Genomic DNA, 19,193 nt, shown 5'->3' with positions numbered 1-19,193 from the left:
CCAAATGCCGCCGTCCCGACGCTGCCCACCATTCCGGTCGGGAGGTGACGCGCATGGGCGGCTCCGCCGTCTTGAATCCTGAGGTCGAGCGAACTGATGCCATGGGCTCGTATTCGCACCAGCACGTCACCTGGCCCCGGCGCGCGACTTATGGTCGTCACGCGGAATGGACGGCCTTATTTCTCGAAGATGGCGGCTTGCATTGTGCCTGTCATGCCTAGCTGCGACCGATTGAGTGTTGAACCTCTCGCCGCAACCTTGCCACTTCCACAAGGCTCGCGCCTCGCAATCCCTCGCTGAACTGTTGCAGCGTGCTGGCGAGCAGTTCGTCTGCTTCGCGGTTGCGTCCCTGGGCGAGCCAAAGTCGCGCCAACGGAACGGCTGTCCTCATCTCCCAGCCCCTGGCGCATTGCTCACGGGCCATCGCCAACGAGCGTAACAGCGACTCCTCGGCAAGGGCCGCATCGGGACGCGGCTGAGCCAAGAGTATCTCTCCTTGCGCGCGCAAGAGATCCGGAAGCTCATAGGTCTCGCCCCGCTCGGTTGCCCTGACGATAGCGCCGTCAATGATATTTGCCGCCTCCTCTTCCTGGCCGCTGACGGCCAAGCCCTCGGCTAGCGCACGTTGAAACGCGGTCATGAACATATGGTGCTGTTCCTGATGGAGAGCGGCTAGGGCATCACGCAGCATGGCGACGCCGGATGCTGCGCCTCCCCGGCACACCGCCAATTCGCCCCTGAATCCACACCCAATGGCATGGTAGGAAACAAGCGAATGCTTCGCCGCATGAGCGACAAGGCGCTTCACACGCCTATTGGCAAGCTCGTAGTCCGCATCCCATAACGCAACCGATATTGTATAGAACAAGGTCGCGCATAGGCTTACGGGATGCCCGCAGCGCTCCGCCTCTTCGATTCCCTGACGCGCTGTCCGTTCAGCTTGTTCCGGGAAGCCACGCAGCCATAGGACACGAGCCAAGACCGCGAGGCTGCGAACACGATGATCGTAGCCAAAAACATTGATCTCGAGCTGCCCCAGCGAGGCCGCCCGTCTGAATCCGATCTCGCAGTGGTGCTGCGCTCTCCGCTGATCGCCGATCAAATGGTAGGCGGTACCGCGCATCCATTCGGCAGCCACCATGGCGTCTAATCGGTCGAGGTTCGCCGCCAGGACGGCGCTCCGTTCGGCCGCTTCTGCGGCGCCGGAAAACTCGGCAACGCGGATCAGAAAGAGATGCAGCCCGGCATGGAAATACAATTGGTCCTCAGGCGTCCCGACCGTTTCGGCAAGGTCAAGCCCTCTTTGGAAGGCATGACGAATATCCTCCCGCCCTCCTCTGGTGAACATGATCGAGACTGTCAGATATCGCCAGAGCACGAGTTCAGGCACGCCTCCTCGATCGGAGGTCTCCAGCGCGGCCAGCGCGTGTTCACACCAATGCCGACACTCGCCGAGCAGCGACATGCGCAGAAATAGCGGTGCAGCACCGACCGCGAGTTCGCCTCCAATCTTGCTGTCTCCGCCAGGGGAAAAACACCACTCGAGCGCCGCTCGAATGTTGCCCATATGGAGCCTGTACGAATCCGGTCCCGGTCGATCGAAGTCGGCGATCGACCGCGATCGAAGCATGTCGCAATAGTATAGGGCATGCCGACGGGCGACGATATCGTACTCCCCCGTCTCCTCAATCTTGAACATCGCGTAAGACCGCGTGGTATTCAGCAGACGATAGTAGCTCTTGCCGCCGACCGTCGAAATCCCGATCAGGGACTTGTCGATCAAGCCTGCCAGCGCCTCGGCGGCGTCCTGCTCCAATACCGCCTCGTCGGCCACAACTACCTGTGCTGCATCGGGCGGAAAGAACCCGGCAAAGACCGACAATCTGCAGAGAACGTGCTGCTCGTGTTCGGACAAGAGATGGTAGCTCCAGTCCAACAGAGCCCGCATGGTCTGGTGCCGCGGCAAAGCACTGCGCCTGCCTTCCCAGAGCAACTTGAATCGGTTTTCCAGGAGGTCGGCAGTCCCCTGAATCCCGTATGCACCGACCCGGCTGGCCACCAGCTCGATCGCGAGCGCCAACCCGTCGAGCTGCCTACAAATGCTCGCCACGGCCGGCGCTTCGTCGTCGCTGAGTTGCAAGCGATATCCTCCGGCGGCCGCCCGCTCCATGAAAAGCTGGGCGGCAGGCCAGCCGACTACGCAATCCGCCGTCAGGTCGGCGCCGGCGGGAGGCGCATCAAGCGGATGCAACAGGTAAACGTGCTCGTCCTCAACACGAAGCGTTTCGCGGCTGGTCGCAAGGATGAACACGTCGGAAACACTGGCGAAGATTTTCTCGGCGAGCGGTGCGACCCTGTCGATCACGTGCTCGCAATTGTCCAAGACCAGCATCGTCTGCTTGCCGGCAAGAACAGAAACGAGGCTTTCGAAACAGTCCTGCGAACCCGTGGACAAACCAAGCACAGACTCCACCGCGTTTCCGACGAGGGAGCCATCAGAAATCGCGCTGAGGTCGACGAAGTAGACCGCTCCGTCGAATTTATGGAGGAGCGAGTGGCATACAGCCGTTGCAACCGTTGTCTTACCCAGGCCTCCTGCCCCCACCACGCTGACGAAGCGGTGCTCAAGAAGGAGCCTTGAGAGCTCCAGGACGGTCTCGTCGCGCCCGACCATGCGCTCCAAACGCGGTGGCAAATGGCAAGTGGGAACCGAGGAATGGCGCAGAACGGGATTGGCTTGCGGTTGCGCCGCCGGGATTCGCCTAACAGGTGCTACGAAGCAATAGCCTCTGCCAGGAACGTTCGTCACGTAACGAGCGCCATCACGGCCATCGAGCAGCGCCTTGCGAAGATTCGTGACGTGAACGCGAAGGTTCGCATCTTCCACCAATAAGTCGGGCCAGACCTGATTCATCAGGTCTCGCCGGGAAACGGTTTCCCCGGCCCGCTCGACGAGTGCAATCAGGATATCGAGCGCGCGACTGCCAAGCGCTACAGGTTTATCGTCTCGGTATAGGATACGTCCGGCGGACGAGAGTCGGAACGGTCCAAAGGACAAGAATTCCTCCGCCCTCATAACCAAATTATCCGCCATGAACGTTTCACCTGTGCGGATCGGGCCACGCTGATGTGCCCGAAACTCGGCCGGGGAGCTGCACTTGGGTTGGCTATGTTGCGCTTTGTCATTCGGCACGAAGTGGTCCTGGCCTTCCAAGTATTATTTGACGTCCTGGAGCAAAAGGCACCTAGGTCTCTGAGGGTCCAAGGATGGTCTCCTAACGTCCGACAAGCGATGTCATCGCAAGCATTGGACCTGCCGCCGGCTGTGAATAGACGGAACGCGCCAGAAGCCCGGGGGCGCAATCTGGATCATGCCGGGGAATACGGATTGGTGCGCGAACAGCTTTGGTCCGAGCCGCAGTGAGGGCCTAGAGGGCCAAGACAGGTTCACACTGCCGCTGCAGGATGCCTTGAGAGCTCTGCTGCCGTTCATGAGCGTTGTCCACATTGCTTCTCTGTCCTCGAGGGATAGCAGGAGCTTGGGTGGTACCGCTTCAGTCAAATGACTGACCAGGTGACTGCCCCCGGTCGGGTCCGATCACACCGCGGATTGGGGCGACCGGTTTAATGCTTCTTGCAGACCGGCTCGCGTCGCGACTCCAAGTTTCGGAAAGATCCGGTAAAGGTGAGAGCCGACGGTCCGGTGAGACAGATAAAGACGTGCGCCGATTTCCTTGTTCGAAAGTCCGCCGGCCGCGAGTTCCGCAATCTGCAGCTCTTGGGACGTCAGCGCGTCGAGCGCGAGCCCCTCCTGCGGACGGCTGGTTTCACCTGCAGCGCGCAATTCTCGTCGTGCCCGCTCGCTCCACGGCAGGGCTCCCAGGGCATCGAGGATGTCGCGCGCCGTTCGCAGAGGCGCGCGCGCGTCCATGACTCGTCGCTGACGCCGCAGCCATTCGCCGTAGGCCAGGAGCGATCGTCCGCGTAGGAATGGCCAGTTCTGCGCGATAGTGCCGAGCCCCTCCTGAAAGAACGCCTCTACGCGGTCCGGTGCGGCAAGCAGCGCCCTGCTGTGGGAGAGCATCATCTGGACCCACGGCACCGCCACAGGGCCCGAACGTCGCTCGACCTCCGCGATGAACGAGGAAGCCACGGCCTCTTGTCCGCAGGAAATCGCCGCCTCGACGAAATCCACGAGGCTGAAAAACTGAAGGCTGGTGTTGAACGCCGGATCACCCGGTATGTGGAGCCGTCTGAGGTGTTCGTAGGCCTCCGCGGATCGACCGGCACCGAGCGCGGCGGCGCCTCGCGCACTCTGAAGCAGAGCCAACAGGAAATTCACACTTGGTGAAAGAATCAACCGCTCTGCGCGCAACGCGTGAGCCTCGCATGCATCGAATTTGCCCCGAAGCGCGGCGACAGTCGCCAGCACGATCGTCCCGGCCGCAATCCAGACCGTCGCCCCAGTTTCCTCCGCAAATCGGATCGACTCCTCGGCCGAACGAAGCGCGCCCATTAAGTTACCCGTTTCCATCTCGGCCCAACCTCTGGCGAAGAGCACCCGCGCTAAATCACCAAGCCGCCCCTGCTCGCGAAACTCCGTACTCGCCTGATTCAAATAGTTGAGGCCGAAGTCGAATGCGCCGACGGTATTGGCCGCAAGCCCCAAGGTCCATGCCGCCACCGGGTCTGCCACACCAGCATCCGCATGTGCCGCGAGCCGTTGATGCACGGCGTGTCCGTGTCGGAGCGGTTCGACATAGGCCGCGATGGCGATCAGTCGCGCGTCGCTCGCGGGCAATCCCGACTGCTTCGCGGAGGCGAGAACGCCCTCCCGCACCTTATCGCTCGCGTTGCCCCACCAGCAGCGCTGAGCCGCGCGCCACAGCAGGTTCTGTGCGACGTCGTTTGCGCCGTCAGTTCGCGCATCAGCGGCAAAGTGGACCAACACGGGAATCCGGCCGGGATCAATCGCTGTGAGAGGCTGGCTCAGCTCGCGGATCAACGCGACTTGTGCCCGCAGGCGCGGTTGCGGCTGATCCGGACCCGCCGCACGGAGCAAGCGCTCCACGGTCGCAGGCTGGCCCAGATCGGCGGCGAGCCCAGCCGCACGCAGGAGCCGTTCGCTTCTTGCCATCACCGTACCGCTCAGTCGCGCTGCATTCTCCAGCGCGGGTATTGCCATTGCCAGGGCGCCGCGATGGTGCGATCGAGTGGCAGCGTCGTCGAGCTCCTCAGCAAGAGTATCGTCGGGCCCAAAGGTCGATGCCAAACGATGCCAAATGGCTCGGTCCGCTTGATCCCTCATGAGCCGCCCCAATGCCGCGTGGACATCGTGGCGCATCACGGGGCTAGCTGACTGATGAACCGCCGAGCGGACGAGTGGGTGGCGAAACCGCACCTCACCCCTGTGAATCTCGATCAGCATCGCGGAGGCCGCCGGCGCGAGGGTGTCAAGCCCGGTGCTTTCGCCAAGCAGTATTTCGCCCGCGTCGAACACCTCGCGGAGCGATCTGCTGTCATTCTCCGCCATCACCAGTAAAAGCACGCGGGTGGCTGTCGGTAGAACGGCAACCCTGCTGAGGAACGCGCGCTCCAAGCGATCCGTGAGCGGCAGCCATGGCGCCTCGATGGTCTCCGTCGTGCGCTCGCCGCGCGGCAATTCGACGAGTGCCAGAGGATTACCCGCAGCCTCGCTCAGAAAACGACGACGCAAATCCGGCGAGAGGCCGGGCGCCGCGGCATCGAGTAGGCGTTCGGCAGCCGCCGCGCTGAGCCCTGACAGCCGATGCCGCAAGACGCCCGAATACGGAAACGACACGCCCAATCCTTCGCGCACGGCCATTAGGAGCACGATTGGATCAGAGCTCAATCGACGGGAGATGAACGCCAGCACATCGCGACTGGGTTGGTCGATCCATTGCACATCATCCGCAAGCAGCAGGATGGGCCTGCGCGCTGCACTCGCCGTGAGAAGATTGAGCGTCGCTAGGCCGATAAGGAATATATCCGGTGTGGCTGTGCCATCGCACAGGCCGAAGGCAGCTTGCAACGCCGACCGCTGGCGTGGCGGCAGCGATTTGAGCTGCTTCAGCATCGGTCTAATCGCCTGGTGGAGCGCACCAAAGGGCAGGTGCGCCTCGGATGGCACCCCACTGAGGTGGATTACGTGCATTCCATGCGCCACAGCTCGATCCTGCGCAAGCTCGAGCAACGTGGATTTTCCGATGCCCGGTTCGCCACTGAGGACCAGCGCGGCGCCACCGTCACGAACGCGGTCAATCACCCCGTCGATGAGGGCAATGTCGTCCTCGCGCCCGCATACAACCGGTGCCCCCCCGAACGGCCGACGTCCGCCATCTTGTTGCTGTCGCTCTGACCAAAGCGCATCGATAGCGAGTTGTGTCATACCCCTCACTCACATTTGTTAACCAGCACCAAAGCAATCGAGCGATGACGAGCAGGCGCTTCCGCACTTAATCGTCTCCGATCGTCCAGACTAATTCTTCAGCACGAAGTTTGCAGGCTGAGAATATCCCGCACAGCCGAATTTTCTATTCGAATGGAACGATCCTGACGAGATCGTGAGAACGTTAAGATCCGGCATTGCGACTCAAAGATCCCCCCAGACGAAGGGAGGTAGAGATGCGAACCGACACAATGCCGGCCTGCGGTCTTCGCCGATGCGCGCTATACGATCAAGGAGGGCGAGGCTCGTGTTCCATCGAGTGGTGTAGCAGCCGTGGTGGGTCACCGCGCGAGTTTGGGCTTAAGCGAACCCGATCAGCCTGCCACGGCGGGTAGGCCGACGATGAAATCATCGTTAAGGAAGCGATGGTTCGCAGCTGCGGTCATCCGCGCCACCGATCTCCGCATCGGTGTGCTGGCCGTTCCATTCCGGGATTTCGACGCCTGGCAAAGCGTGTTCGGGCATCCTCCAACAGCCGATCGTGAGCGAACAGTTGCGGATCTCTGCGATACGGAAGCGGAGATCGCGACCTTCAGCGGCCAGCGAAGCACTCAAACGCTTCAGACCGGACCTGATAGCCGCGATGGCAGCGGGATCGCTGACGCGAAGACGTTATCGGCATCATAGGTTTCCTTTGCGCGCAGCAATCGCTCCCTGTTGTCGCCATAGCTTGCGGTGGCGCGCGAGATCGCGGATCGTGCCAGTAGATTGGGATAACCGCCAGGGAGCGCGGTGGTGAAGCCCTCCCGGCTACGCCGTGCCCATTGCTGATGCTTGACCACGTCATCCAAATCTTTTTCGTCAGTAACGGCGGCGATGATCTCGATCAGCACATGATCGCGGCGCAGCGTGAATGCGGTTTTGTCTGGCGCAATTCGAGAGGCTGCTCCTTTGAATTCATGCGTCACCAGCACGCACCCCGGCGAAGGCGCGCTTGCTGAGGCGCCGACCAACGCGTCGATGCTTGCACGATCGAGCGCCGGCACGGAGCAGGTTTCCATGGTAGTCCGTCGACCATTGACGATCTGCGCATCAAACGCTGCGAGCAGTGCTCCGTTGGATTGTTGTTCGATCCCACCTGCGATGAGAGTGCCAAGTTTTCTATAGGGAGCGAGACGTGCTTCGCCTTTGGCTGGATCGCCGCACCAAGTCGGCATTACCAGTACCACCGCCATACCAGATGGATCGGCCATTAGCACGACTTGTACGGACAACTCGTCGGGCGCTTCTGCAGCAAGCGCCGCCGTGCCTGTCAGCACAGTTGCTGCCTCTGCGGCAGGATAGACCAGCGTACCGGACCACAAGGCCTGACATTTATGCAGCGCGTGCTGCATTCTGGTGACGACACCGAAATTGCCGCCACCTCCACGCAGGGCCCAAAACAGTTCTGGATGGTTCTCACCATCGGCGGTTACGATCCGTCCGTCCGCAAGCACGACCTCTGCGGCGAGCAGGTTGTCGAGCGCTAGGCCACAGCGCCCAATGAAAGGTCCATAACCGCCGCCGAGCGTCAGGCCCGCCATGCCAACGCAGCCAAAGGAACCAGCGGCGACTGCGCTGTGCTGCCGATCGGTGACGGCGGCGATATCGGCAGCCAATGCGCCGCCTCCCATCGCCACACGATGATTGCCGGGCATGATCGTGACCTGCCGCATACCGCCGAGATCGATCACGATGCCATTGCAGAGTGCGCGGCCGGCCCAGTCGTGCCCACCGCAGCGAACAGAGACCGGCAGGTCGTGCTCGCGCGCGATGCGGATTGCGGCCTGGACATCGTTGGCCGTCTGGCAACGGATGACAGCACGGGGCCGGGTTTCGAGGCTGGGCTTTGCCCAGATCCGCAGGGCCGCGGCATAGCCGCCGCTGCCGGGCCAGAAAATTCGATCGGCTAGATCGGGCGCCAGTTTCAGCGCCGCTTGTTCGGACAGTTTGCTCACAGGTGATCTCCCATCGGTACTCGCGCGGTGATGTGGGCGCGTGCCTCATCTATCGAGTGATGTGGCGAGCGATCGTGAACAATCCTGCTGTTTGAGGAGCCGATCAGGGCCCAATATCGGACGGGGCGACGCCGTGAACGCGCCGGATCCAACGCGACAGATGGCTTTGGTCGGAAAAGCCGGTCTCGGCGGCGACATCGGCGAGCCGGGTCCGCCCCTCACGGATTCGTGCAACCGCCGCCCGCAGTCGAAGGTGAACGACATAGCGATGTGGGGTCATGCCGACGCTGCGTGCAAATGCGCGCGTGAAGTGGAACGGGCTTCGGCCAGAGACACTGGCAAGTTCGGCGACCTCGATCGGCTCGGCCAAATGTTCGCTGATATATTCCCTGATCCGTCGCAGGGTCGGCGCCCCGATAACGCCGCGCAACGAACGAACGGGCGACGACGTGTGACTCTCGACAAGGCGGCCCATGAAGTCGTCGCTGGTCTCACTCCAGAACAGCGGGCCGTTGGGATAGCCAGCCCGCGCCTCCGCGATCAACCGCACAACAATTGCAAGCAGCTGCGTATCATAACCCGATAAGCGTTCCTTCAACCGATCTTGCGGGGCATCTGCTTCCGCAGCAACCAAGGTGAGCTGGCTGGGTTCAACCGCTAGCAGCACGGTGTCCATGTCCGCTTCGGATTCCGCCGAGCAGTCAACACCAGCGGGGCAGATCGCCAGTGCGCCGGCGCTCGGCTCGTGCACGAGGCGCCGCTCTCCTATCCGGCAATTCAGCCGATGGCACGGCAACATCTGGAGGAAGACCAAATGCTGCCGCGCCGTTCCCTTGAACCAGGCGGCCTGAGCGAAGCGCGCTCGCAGCAGCGACACGCCCCTTTCACCGCGCGGCACTGCAGTCGTCAGTATGGTCGGCGCACCGTCGCGCTGCGCCCATTGGACTTCGCCGAATTTCATAACGTGCCAAACGTGATGTCTGGAATCATGCTGCAAAAAAGATGATGATTCACGACACGATCGGTCAAATGGCTGTGAGCCAGCGGATGCTGATAGTTGGGAGCGAAGCCAACGTTGACCGCTTGAAGAGGAAGGCACTCTCCGACGTAATTCATTCACCTACGCCGCTTTGGGTTCGAAGCCGCCTCTTCGGCTTCACACTGCGCCACTCCGATCGCGTCGAGCACCGGAGCACGTTGGCGGCGCAGCTGGCGCGATCACCTGCTCAGGCTATTGGCCGAGTCTGTTGGCGGCCGCAAGGCGAAGCGCTAAACTACTGCCATACTGTCCCTCGTGACAGGCGTGTGGTTCTATCGCTTCGCGTCGAACTTGGTCACTTTGCCCAGGCGAATTTGAGTTCAGTCCCACCAGTAGAGCGCTAACCGCCGCAAGGCCCACTCGCGATGTTCCACGTGACGTTCTCCACATCCACACCTGATGAGATCTTCGCGGTGGGAGATATCCCCGCGTGCTGTCGGCAACGCAAGTCTGTTCCAATCCGTTCGGCCAGCTTGATCATGTCGACTGTAACAGGATTTTTCTTGATCTCCCGGTGCACACGTCGTGCACACGCCGCCTTCTAACTAATTGATAATACTGACCTCTCGTTCCAATCCATCATGGGCAAGCTTGGGCTAGCTCCAGCAGTCGATATCCAATTGCAGCCAAGTAGCGAAACCTTTGTCCATTACCTAGGGAGCGAAGCTCAACAAGGATGTGGTGCGGGGCCCTAATTAAAAAGACTGAACTCTCGCTCCAATCCATCGTGCGCAAGTTGAGCTAGCTCCAACAATCGATATCTCAGCTGGAGAAGCAGAGAAAGGTGAAGTACCTGAAGATCACCTCGCTTGCTCAGCCTTGACCATTGTGGCGTTGGCGGGTCAGCTAGGACTTGGCAGAGCGCGCGGATATCGCGGGATGCCGTGACACAACGGGACTTGCGATCCCATACAGGAATTGATCCACGATCATGTCCGCGAACTCTGCCGGCCCGATCCCTCCCTTGGGATCGTACCAAGTGTGGCTGAAGTTCAGTGTGCCAAAGAGCATCATGGCGTAGACCTTCCGCGTCCGCTTGACGATCTTGCCCTGATTATCGAGCTGGAGCAGCAGGCCGGAAACCAGATCGACAATCCGGCGCTCCAGAGATTTGATCGTCTGTTGGTCGTCTTCGGCGAGGAACGTGAGATCGTTGAGGATCAGGCGCTGTTCTTGCGGCGAACGCGCGTTGAGATCGACGATGGCACGGATCGCCGCGCGAAACTGATCAGGCGTCTCGGCATGTTTCGCGATCGCGTTCTCGACGTCCGCGATCATCTGGCGCACGTGCTCGTCCAGGATTGCGAACAGGATCGCCTCCTTGGACTCGAAGTAGTGATACAGCGCCCCGCGGGACAGCTTGCACGCCTCGGCAAGATCGGCGATCGAGGCGCGCATATAGCCGTATTCGGCGAACAGGCCGCGGGCCGCCACGATGATTCCGCGGTGGATGTCGTCGTAGTTCTCGGAGCGCGTCCGCGCCATCGGCCTCTCTCGCTCAAACGAACGCCGCCGAATCCGGCGACCCGCTCCTCTATACAACCGCTTCGGCCATCGCGCTCAACCCGCGGACACAAGTCCACCAGAACCGTAGCCACGGCGTCCAAAAATTTGATCCAGATCAAAAAATAATTTGAACGGCCGGTCGGATTATAATATCGTCCGATCTCGTCAGGCAAGCAATTCAGGCACGCGGGACCAACCCGGCGGCATCAGGGAGGTTGTGCGTGGACAGTCGGAAGGTCGATGCTGTCGTGATCGGTGCCGGCGCTGGCGGCCTGTGCGCTGCGGCGCGGCTGGCGCATGCCGGGCTCTACACCGTCCTGGTCGACGATCACGACAAGCTGGGCGGCCGCGCCTCCACCGAGGAAATCGACGGCTTCAAGGTCAATATCGGCGCGATCGCGATCGAGTTCGGCGGCGTGTTCGAGGAGACGTTTCGCACCGTCGGCGTCCCGCTCGACATTCGCGCGCCGGAGCCGGCAAGCTCCTTCTTCATCGACGGCAAGCTGATCGACGTCGGCCGCGGCGGCTGGTCGCTCCTGCTCGGGCAACTGACCAAGCAGGCCTCCCGCATCCTCGAGAAATTCGCCGACGCCCGCTCCGGCAATCTGCCCGACGGCCGGCAATCGACCGAAGACTGGCTGAAGGGCTACACCAGCAACGCCACCGTACATGCGCTCTTCCGCAATCTCTGTGCGGCGATCTTCGCCTGCAATGCGGCCGAGCTGCCGGCTCGCGCCTTCCTCACCTATTTCACCAGCAAGGGCGCCTTCAAGAAGTTCGGCTTCTGCCCGGAAGGGACAGTCGGCGTCTGGAACAGCCTTGCGACGGCGGTCGGGCGCAATGGCGAGGTCTGGCTTGGCACACCGGCCACCCAAATCCACACGACGAACGGACAGGTGAGCGGCGTGACTCTGCTCCGGGACGGCAAGCCGACGCGGATCGACACCGATCTCGTCATCAGCAATGCCGGCCCGAAGACAACCGTCGCGCTTGCCGGCGAAACCGCCTTCCCCGCTGATTATGTCACGAGAGTCAGGAACGATCTTCGTCCGGCCGCCAACATCGTCATCAATGTCGCGAGCCGCGAGCCGCTGCTGAACCATCCCGGTATCGTGACGTTCGGCAAGACGCGCCGGCTGTGCAACATGGCGAACCTCTCCGCCACCTGCCCCGAGCTCGCGCCGCCCGGCTGGCATCTCTATGTTGCCTATGCCGTGCCGGTTCCCGCGCTCGGCGTGTTCGACTCCGATGCCGAAATTGCGCTCGCACTGGCCGATCTGCGCGAGCAGTTCAGCAATTTCGATCAGGCCAAGATCCTCTCCATCCGCGTGATGCGCGGCGACTGGCCGGCGCAACGGAGCTGCGCCGGCTACGACCTGCCGCGCGAGACCGGCATCGAGGGCCTGTGGTGCGTCGGCGATGCGGTCAAGCAATACGGCAATGGCGGCACGCAGGCCTGCGCCGAGACGGCGAAGATCGTCACCGACGCCATCCTCGCCACGCGGCCGCCTGCGGCCCAGGCGAGCCGGATCTGATCGATGCCGACCACGATCCGGACACCGACCTCCTGCCCTGCGACGCAAGCGATGCCCGCGCCGGATGGCCTGCTCGAATTCCGCAACATCCGCATCGTCTACGACAACGCGATCGAGGCCATTCGCGACGTCTCGATTGCGGTGCCCGAGGGTCGCATCGTCGCCCTGCTCGGCTCCAACGGCGCCGGCAAGTCGACGCTGCTGAAGGCGATGTCCGGCATCCTCTACACCGAGGAAGGCGTGATCGAGAACGGCAGCATCCGCTTCCACGGCGAGGACGTGCATCAGCTCGCCCCCGACGAGCTCGTACGCCGCGGAATCGTGCAGGTACCCGAGGGCCGTCGCGTCTTCGCTGCGTTGACGATCGACGAAAATCTCCAGATGGGAGGCTACACGAGGACCGCTGCGGAAGCGCGCGAGCGTCGCGACAAGGTATTCTCGCTGTTCCCGCGACTCCACGAACGGCGCGACCAGATCGCCGGCTACATGTCCGGCGGGGAACAGCAGATGCTGGCGATCGGCCGCGCGCTCATGACCGATCCGGTCCTGCTCGCGCTCGACGAGCCGTCGCTGGGGCTCGCACCTTTGATCATCGACCGCATCTACGAGGTGATCGCCCGCCTGCGCGACGAATTGAAGATGACGGTGCTTCTGGTCGAGCAGAACGCGCAGCGAGCGCTCGACCTCGCCGACTGCGGCTACATCCTCGAAACGGGGCGCGTCGTGCTCGACGGCACTGCCAGCAAGCTCACAGCCAACGAGGATGTCCAGGAATTCTACCTCGGCGTCTCCTCGGCCGGCCGCAAGAGCCTGCGCGAGGTCAAGCACTACAAGCGGCGCAAGCGGTGGCTATCGTGACCGCGCTCCTCACCGTCGAAAACCTCAGCAAGCGTTTCGGCGGCCTCCAGGCCATTGCCGACGTCAGCCTCACGGTCGCGCCCGGTGAGATCTGCAGCGTGATCGGCCCGAACGGCGCCGGCAAGACCACCCTGTTCAACATGATCTCCGGCGTGCTGCGGCCGAGCGGCGGGCGCATCGTATTCGAAGGCGTCGATGTTTCGACCATCTCGCCCTGGAGGTTTGCCGCCGCCGGGATCGGCCGCACCTTCCAGAACCTCGCTCTGTTCAAACACGGCACGGTGGTCGAGAACATCCTGACCGGCCGCCACACCCACCTGCGTTCCAACGTGATCGATGCCGTGGTCTTCTTCGGCCGCACCCGCCGCGAGGAGATTGCGGCGCGGCAACGGGTCGAGCACATCATCGAGTTCCTCGAGATCGAGCATGTCAGGGACGCCGTCGTCGGGACACTGTCCTATGGCCAGCAGAAGCGCGTCGAGCTTGCACGCGCGCTCGCCTCGGAGCCCAAGATACTGCTGCTCGACGAGATGGTCTCGGGCATGAACCAGGAGGAGACGGAGGACATCGCCCGTTTCGTCCTCGACATCAGAGACGAGCTCGGCATCACCGTATTGATGATCGAGCATGAGATGCGGATCGTCATGGACATCTCCGATCGCGTCCACGTGCTCAATTTTGGCCGCAAGATTGCCGAAGGCACGCCCCACGAGATCAGGCACCACCCGGCCGTCGCCGAAGCCTATCTCGGCGGCAAGCGCCCCGGCGGCGCCATTGCACAGGCGGGATCGTGATGTCGACGCTCGACAGCCTCCGCTCCACACTTCCGCCGCTCCAGGCCACAGCCCCCCGCAGCGCGCCAGCGAGCGACGCGGCGCCCTTCCGCGCCTCGCTCCGGGACGGCGCCATCACCATTCCGCAACTCTTGCGCCAGCGTGCCGCCATGCATGGCGAAGCGCGGGCCTTGCGCGAAAAGGACTACGGCATCTGGAATCCCCACTCCTGGCGCCACTATCACGAGACGGCGCGTGCGGTGGCGCTGGGCCTGCTGTCGCTCGGCATCAAGGCGGGAGACCGCGTCGCCATCGCCGGCGAGAATACGCCGGAATGGTTTTACGCCGATCTCGGCGCGCAGATGATCGGGGCCGTGACCGTCGGCATCTATCCAACCAACCCCTGGGTCGAGCTGCAATACATCGTCAAGCATTCCGGCGCGCGTGTCGTCGTCACCGGCGACCAGGAGCAGACCGACAAGGTGCTGGACGCCATGGCCAACAATGGCGGGCTTCCCGGTGTCGAGGCCATCGTCTGCATCGACATGAAGGGCCTGCGGCACTACCGCCAGCCGGCGCTGATGTCGTTCGACGCGCTGTGCCAGCGCGGCCTTGCCCATGCGCGTGAGACTCCGGACGCGAACGCGACGCTCGACCGCCTAATCTCGCAAGGCGCGCCCGACGACGTCTGCATCCTGGTCTACACCTCCGGCACGACGGGCCCGCCCAAGGGCGCGATGCTGACGCATCGCAATCTCGTCTACGCCGCCTTCACCTACGCAGAAGCCGTCGGCATCGCCGACAAGCCGTTCGAGGCCGTCAGCTACCTGCCGCTGTGCCACGTCGCGGAGCGTTGCTACGGTATGGTGACGCATCTGGTGCTCGGGGGCACGGTGAGCTTTGCCGAATCGATCGACACCGTCGCCACCAATATCCGCGAGATCGCGCCGACCTTCTTCGTCGGCGTGCCACGCATCTACGAGAAGCTGCAGCACGGCTTTCTGTTCCGGCTCGGCGAAAGCGGCAGGCTGCGGCAAGGCCTGACCAGGGCCTGCCTCGCCTGGGGCCGCACACTTTCCGACCGCCGGCAGGCGGGCAAGGAAAGTCTCATCGATCGTGCCGCTTACGGCCTCCTCTATCTCCTGATGTTCCGGAATCTGCAGCGTCACCTCGGCTTCGCCTATAGCCGCCATCGGCTCTGCGCAGGCGCGTCGATCTCACCCGAGACCCTGCGCTTCTTCGACATCATCGGCCGCCCGGTCTCGCAGGGCTATGGGCTCACCGAAAGCGGCGGCGTCGCCTTCGTCCAGTCGGCAGGCCACCACCGGATCGGCGGCTGCGGCCTGCCCCTTCCCGGGACGGAATGGAAACTCGACGACGACGGCGAGATCCTGCTGCGCAGTCCCGGTGTCTTCAAGGGCTACTTCCTCGACGAAAAGGCCTCGACGGCCTCCCTCGAGGCCGGCGGCTGGCTGCGCAGCGGCGACATCGTCGAGGTGCTCGACGATGGCGAGATCGCCGTGGTCGACCGCAAGAAGGCCATCATCATCACCGCCGGCGGCAAGAACATCGCGCCCTCCGAGATCGAGAACGCGCTGAAGGATTCCGAGTTCGTCAAGGAAGCGATCGTGGTCGGCGAGGCCAAGAAGTATCTCGGCGCCATCATCCAGGTCGACTACGACAATGTGGGCCGCTGGGCGCGCGACCGGGCGCTGACCTACACCAATTACAAGTCGCTGTCGCAGCTTCCCGAGGTGCACGAGCTGGTCGAGCGCATCGTTGGCGAGACCAACAAACGCTTTGCCCGGGTCGAGAACGTCAGACGGTTCGCGATCCTGGAGAAGGAGCTCGACCACGATGACGGCGAGCTGACCGCCACGCAGAAGGTACGCCGCGCCATGATCGAGAAGAAGTTCGCGCGCGAGCTCGCCATCATCTATCCCGCGGAGGACTGAATGCAGTATCTCCTGCAGCTCCTGATCTCGGGCCTTGCGATCGGCGCGATATACGGCCTGATCGCGATGGGCTTTGCGGTCATCTACAAATCGACCGGGCTGGTCAATTTCGCGCAGGGCGAGATGACCATGATCACGGCCTATATCGCCTGGACCATCTCGACCACCGTCAGCGGAAACGTCGTCATGGTCGCGTTCGGCGCCATTCTCGCCGCGGTCCTGCTCGGCCTGATCATCGAGCGCGTCGTGATGCGGCCGATGCTGGGCGAGCCGGTGTTCGCGACCGTGATGGTGACCATTGGGCTCGCGGTGATCCTGCGCTCGACGATCAACTTCGTCTGGGACGCCTATCCGCATGGCCTCGACGTCGGCATGGGGCGCGACATCGTCCGCCTGGGTGGAATTGGCGTCCGCACCGGCCAGATCGCCGTCATCGCGACGCTGCTGGCGCTGCTCGCGGCGATCTGGGCGTTCTTCCGCTACAGCAAGATGGGGGTCGCGATGCGAGCGGTTGCGGCCGACGACCGGACCGCGTTGCTGATGGGCATCAGCGCCACCCGCGTCCATGCACTGGCCTGGGCGGCCTCTTCGGTCATCGCCGGGATCGGCGGGGTGTTCTTCGCGCTTTCCTACGATCTGTCGCCGGCCATGTTCCAGCTCGGGCTCAAGGCCTTTCCAGCCACCATTTTGGGCGGGCTCGATGCCGTGCTCGGCTCCGGCCTCGGCGGCCTTTTGATCGGCATCACCGAAAATCTCGCCGGCGGCTATCTCGGCTCCGGCATGAAGGAGATCGCGGGCTTCGCGATGATCATCGTCGTGCTGATGATCCGCCCGTTCGGCATGTTCGGCGAACGCGACATCGAGAGGGTCTAGGACGATGCGCACCGGCGACTACAAGCAGACCTATGGCGAACTCGTCGCCCTGATCGATTCACCCCCGGTCTGGCTGTGGTCGGCGGTGCTGATGCTGGCGCTGATCGCCGCGCCCCACGTGCTGAACGCCTACGCGCTGTCGTTCCTGATGATCATCCTGATCACCGTGACCGGCGCGCTCGGCCTCAACATCCTGACCGGCTACACCGGATTGATCTCGCTTGGCCACGTCGGCTTCCTCGTCACCGGCGCCTATGCTTACGCCATCCTGGTGTCGAAATATCACATGCCGCCCCTGGTCGGCTTCCTCGGCGCGGGGCTCGTCCCGGCGCTGGCCAGCCTGATCGTCGGTGCGCCGTCGCTGCGCCTGAAGGGCCTCTACCTCGCGATCACGACGCTTGCCTTTTCGTTCATCATCAACACGGTGATCCTGGAGATGCGCTGGCTCACCAACGGCGCCCGCGGCATCTCCGTGCAGCGGCCGGAGATTCTCGGCATCAGCTTTGACGGCGACGCGGCCTTCACCTACCTTTGCCTCGGGATTGCCACGCTGACCCTGTTCGCCACGCTCAACATTCGCCGCAGCCGGGTCGGTCGGGCTTTTGTCGCGATCCGCGACAACGACACCGCGGCCCGCGTCATGGGCATCAACCTGCATGCCTACAAGCTGCTCGCCTTCGTCACGTCGGCCTTCATTACCGGCCTCGCCGGCGCCCTTTACGGCATCTACCTCTCCTTCGTCAGCGTCGAAGGCTTTCCGTTCCTGCTATCGATCGAGGCGCTCGCGATCCTGATCGTCGGCGGCCTCGGCTCGGCGCTCGGCGCCGTGCTCGGGACCGTTCTGATCGTGCTGCTTCCCGAGGCGACGCGCCTCGTCTTCAGCGTCTTCAGCGCGCAGCTCGACGCGGTGTTCACGACCGGGGCGCAGGAGCTGAAGAGCATGCTCTACGGCCTCGTCATCATCCTGTTCCTTCGCTTTCAGCCGCGCGGCCTGGTCGGTGCCTGGCACGACATCCGCCGCGCCTGGGTGAACTGGCCACTGCGATACTGAATACAAAGATCAATTTTTGAGGGAGGACAGAGACATGAGAAATCATCCAATGACTGCGTCCCTGCTGCTCGCAGCGGCCCTGCTCGCCGGCGGCAGCGCGTTGGCTGCCGACCCTGGTATCACCGACACGGAGATCCTGATCGGCGACGTCGAACCGCTCACCGGTCCGCCGGCGCTCCTCGGCGTCGCCGCTTCGATCGGCCACAAGATCGCGATCGCGGAAGCCAACAACGCCGGTGGCATCAACGGCCGCAAGATCAAGTACGTGCTGGAGGATGACGGCTACGTCACTGCGCGCACCATCCAGGGCGCCAAGAAGCTGATCGAGGTCGACAAGGTCTTTGCCATGCTCGGCATGTCCGGCTCCGGCCAGTCGATCGCCGTGATGCCCGTGCTCGAGAAGGCAGGCATCCCGACGGTGATTGACGTCGCGCCGGTCAAGCTGCTGTGGGAGCCGCCGCGCAAGAACGTGTTCGTGGTCGGTCAATCCTACGAAGAAGGAATCATTCATCTCGTCAACTACCTCGCGGAAAAGAACCCTGGCAAGAAATGGGGCCTCATCACGCAGGACGACGACTACGGCATCACGGTGCGCGATGGCTTCGATTCCGTGGTCAAGTCGAAGAAGCTGAACGTCGTCTACAGCGGCAATTACAAGAAGGGCCAGCAGGATTTCTCGTCCGACATGCTCCAACTGAAGGATTCCGGCGCCGAAGTATTCTTGGCCGGCGGCATAATCGCGGAGAATATCGCGATGATGAAGGAGCTCGAGAAGCTCAACGTCAAGCCGGTGACCGGCATCTTCTGGCCCGGCCGCGTCGAGCCGGTGCTCAAGCTGATGGGACCGGCCGGCGATGGCATCTTCGCGGTGGACTATGTCGAGCCTTTTGCCGGCGAAGCCGGCAAGGCGTTCCTCGAGAAGGCAAAGCCGCTCGTGTCGGAAGCCGAGTTCAAGGGGATCAATCGCTACACGATGAGCGGCTATGCCGCGGCCAAGGTCCTGATCGCGGCGATCGAGCGTTGCGGCAAGCAGCCGACCTGGGCCTGTACGATCAGCGAGCTGGAGAAGACCAAGAATGTCGAGACCGGCGTGATGGCTCCGATCAGCTTCGGACCCGGCGTCCGCTTCTCAAACCAGAAGCTGCAGATCATGCAGGCCGACACGGCTACGGTCAGCTTTAAGCCGGTGAAGTGATC

The 19,193-nt window shown here is 62.8% G+C and carries 12 protein-coding genes; 7 read left to right on the top strand and 5 right to left on the bottom strand.

All coding sequences use genetic code 11. The features are described from left to right. Nucleotides 1-217 precede the first annotated feature (217 nt). The 5 genes from FJV43_RS32030 to FJV43_RS32010 form a co-directional block, all read right to left on the bottom strand. Nucleotides 218-3,094 (bottom strand): winged helix-turn-helix domain-containing protein, encoded by a 2,877-nt coding sequence (locus FJV43_RS32030; RefSeq protein ID WP_239622991.1) that lies wholly within the window; start codon nucleotides 3,092-3,094, stop codon nucleotides 218-220. Between the two features lie 504 nt (nucleotides 3,095-3,598). After that, entirely contained in the window at nucleotides 3,599-6,409 is a 2,811-nt protein-coding gene (locus FJV43_RS32025; protein WP_239622990.1) for an AAA family ATPase, read from the bottom strand. 620 nt (nucleotides 6,410-7,029) lie between these two features. Then, nucleotides 7,030-8,406, bottom strand: coding sequence for an FAD-dependent oxidoreductase (locus FJV43_RS32020; protein WP_239622989.1), 1,377 nt, complete (start codon nucleotides 8,404-8,406; stop codon nucleotides 7,030-7,032). A 103-nt stretch (nucleotides 8,407-8,509) separates the two neighbouring features. Beyond that, a complete protein-coding gene (locus FJV43_RS32015; protein ID WP_239622988.1) occupies nucleotides 8,510-9,367 on the bottom strand; it encodes an AraC family transcriptional regulator in 858 nt (285 codons plus the stop codon). A gap of 924 nt (nucleotides 9,368-10,291) precedes the next feature. Further along, nucleotides 10,292-10,930, bottom strand: a complete 639-nt coding sequence (locus FJV43_RS32010) for a TetR/AcrR family transcriptional regulator (protein ID WP_239622987.1) — start codon at nucleotides 10,928-10,930, stop codon at nucleotides 10,292-10,294. 242 nt (nucleotides 10,931-11,172) lie between these two features. Here FJV43_RS32010 and FJV43_RS32005 point away from each other — a divergent pair, with 242 nt between their 5' ends. From FJV43_RS32005 to FJV43_RS31975, 7 genes are read left to right on the top strand one after another with little or no spacing between them, the layout of a single operon-like run. Next, entirely contained in the window at nucleotides 11,173-12,486 is a 1,314-nt protein-coding gene (locus FJV43_RS32005) for an FAD-dependent oxidoreductase (protein WP_239622986.1), read from the top strand. 51 nt (nucleotides 12,487-12,537) lie between these two features. Continuing rightward, nucleotides 12,538-13,344, top strand: coding sequence for an ABC transporter ATP-binding protein (locus tag FJV43_RS32000; RefSeq protein ID WP_239629706.1), 807 nt, complete (start codon nucleotides 12,538-12,540; stop codon nucleotides 13,342-13,344). Further along, nucleotides 13,341-14,138 carry an ABC transporter ATP-binding protein gene (locus FJV43_RS31995; protein ID WP_239622985.1) on the top strand — a complete coding sequence of 266 codons (798 nt, stop codon included), beginning with the start codon at nucleotides 13,341-13,343 and terminating at the stop codon, nucleotides 14,136-14,138. Before FJV43_RS32000 ends, FJV43_RS31995 begins: the two co-directional genes overlap by 4 nt. After that, the gene (locus FJV43_RS31990) at nucleotides 14,138-16,072 is read left to right on the top strand and encodes an AMP-binding protein (RefSeq protein WP_239622984.1); all 1,935 of its coding nucleotides are present in this window, start codon (nucleotides 14,138-14,140) and stop codon (nucleotides 16,070-16,072) included. Before FJV43_RS31995 ends, FJV43_RS31990 begins: the two co-directional genes overlap by 1 nt. Beyond that, nucleotides 16,073-16,945, top strand: coding sequence for a branched-chain amino acid ABC transporter permease (locus FJV43_RS31985; RefSeq protein WP_239622983.1), 873 nt, complete (start codon nucleotides 16,073-16,075; stop codon nucleotides 16,943-16,945). It abuts the gene before it with no gap. Between the two features lie 4 nt (nucleotides 16,946-16,949). Continuing rightward, complete coding sequence (locus FJV43_RS31980; protein ID WP_239622982.1) at nucleotides 16,950-17,996, top strand: branched-chain amino acid ABC transporter permease; 1,047 nt, start codon at nucleotides 16,950-16,952, stop codon at nucleotides 17,994-17,996. A gap of 49 nt (nucleotides 17,997-18,045) precedes the next feature. Next, on the top strand, nucleotides 18,046-19,191 hold the full coding sequence (locus tag FJV43_RS31975) for an ABC transporter substrate-binding protein (protein ID WP_239622981.1): 1,146 nt from the start codon (nucleotides 18,046-18,048) through the stop codon (nucleotides 19,189-19,191). Nucleotides 19,192-19,193 lie beyond the last annotated feature (2 nt).

The organism is Bradyrhizobium sp. I71, from assembly GCF_022354745.1.
Classification (GTDB): domain Bacteria; phylum Pseudomonadota; class Alphaproteobacteria; order Rhizobiales; family Xanthobacteraceae; genus Bradyrhizobium; species Bradyrhizobium liaoningense.
Note: the sequence above shows the minus strand (reverse complement) of the source record. Positions and strands in the feature narration are given on the sequence as shown.

What these genes read in the sequence shown, in the direction of transcription:
- FJV43_RS32030 (WP_239622991.1), bottom strand. Translation starts at nt 3,094, where the DNA reads ATGGCGGATAATTTGGTTATGAGGGCGGAGGAATTCTTGTCCTTTGGA.
- FJV43_RS32025 (WP_239622990.1), bottom strand. Translation starts at nt 6,409, where the DNA reads ATGACACAACTCGCTATCGATGCGCTTTGGTCAGAGCGACAGCAACAA.
- FJV43_RS32015 (WP_239622988.1), bottom strand. Translation starts at nt 9,367, where the DNA reads ATGAAATTCGGCGAAGTCCAATGGGCGCAGCGCGACGGTGCGCCGACC.
- FJV43_RS32010 (WP_239622987.1), bottom strand. Translation starts at nt 10,930, where the DNA reads ATGGCGCGGACGCGCTCCGAGAACTACGACGACATCCACCGCGGAATC.
- FJV43_RS32000 (WP_239629706.1), top strand. Translation starts at nt 12,538, where the DNA reads ATGCCCGCGCCGGATGGCCTGCTCGAATTCCGCAACATCCGCATCGTC.
- FJV43_RS31990 (WP_239622984.1), top strand. Translation starts at nt 14,138, where the DNA reads ATGTCGACGCTCGACAGCCTCCGCTCCACACTTCCGCCGCTCCAGGCC.
- FJV43_RS31985 (WP_239622983.1), top strand. Translation starts at nt 16,073, where the DNA reads ATGCAGTATCTCCTGCAGCTCCTGATCTCGGGCCTTGCGATCGGCGCG.
- FJV43_RS31980 (WP_239622982.1), top strand. Translation starts at nt 16,950, where the DNA reads ATGCGCACCGGCGACTACAAGCAGACCTATGGCGAACTCGTCGCCCTG.
- FJV43_RS31975 (WP_239622981.1), top strand. Translation starts at nt 18,046, where the DNA reads ATGACTGCGTCCCTGCTGCTCGCAGCGGCCCTGCTCGCCGGCGGCAGC.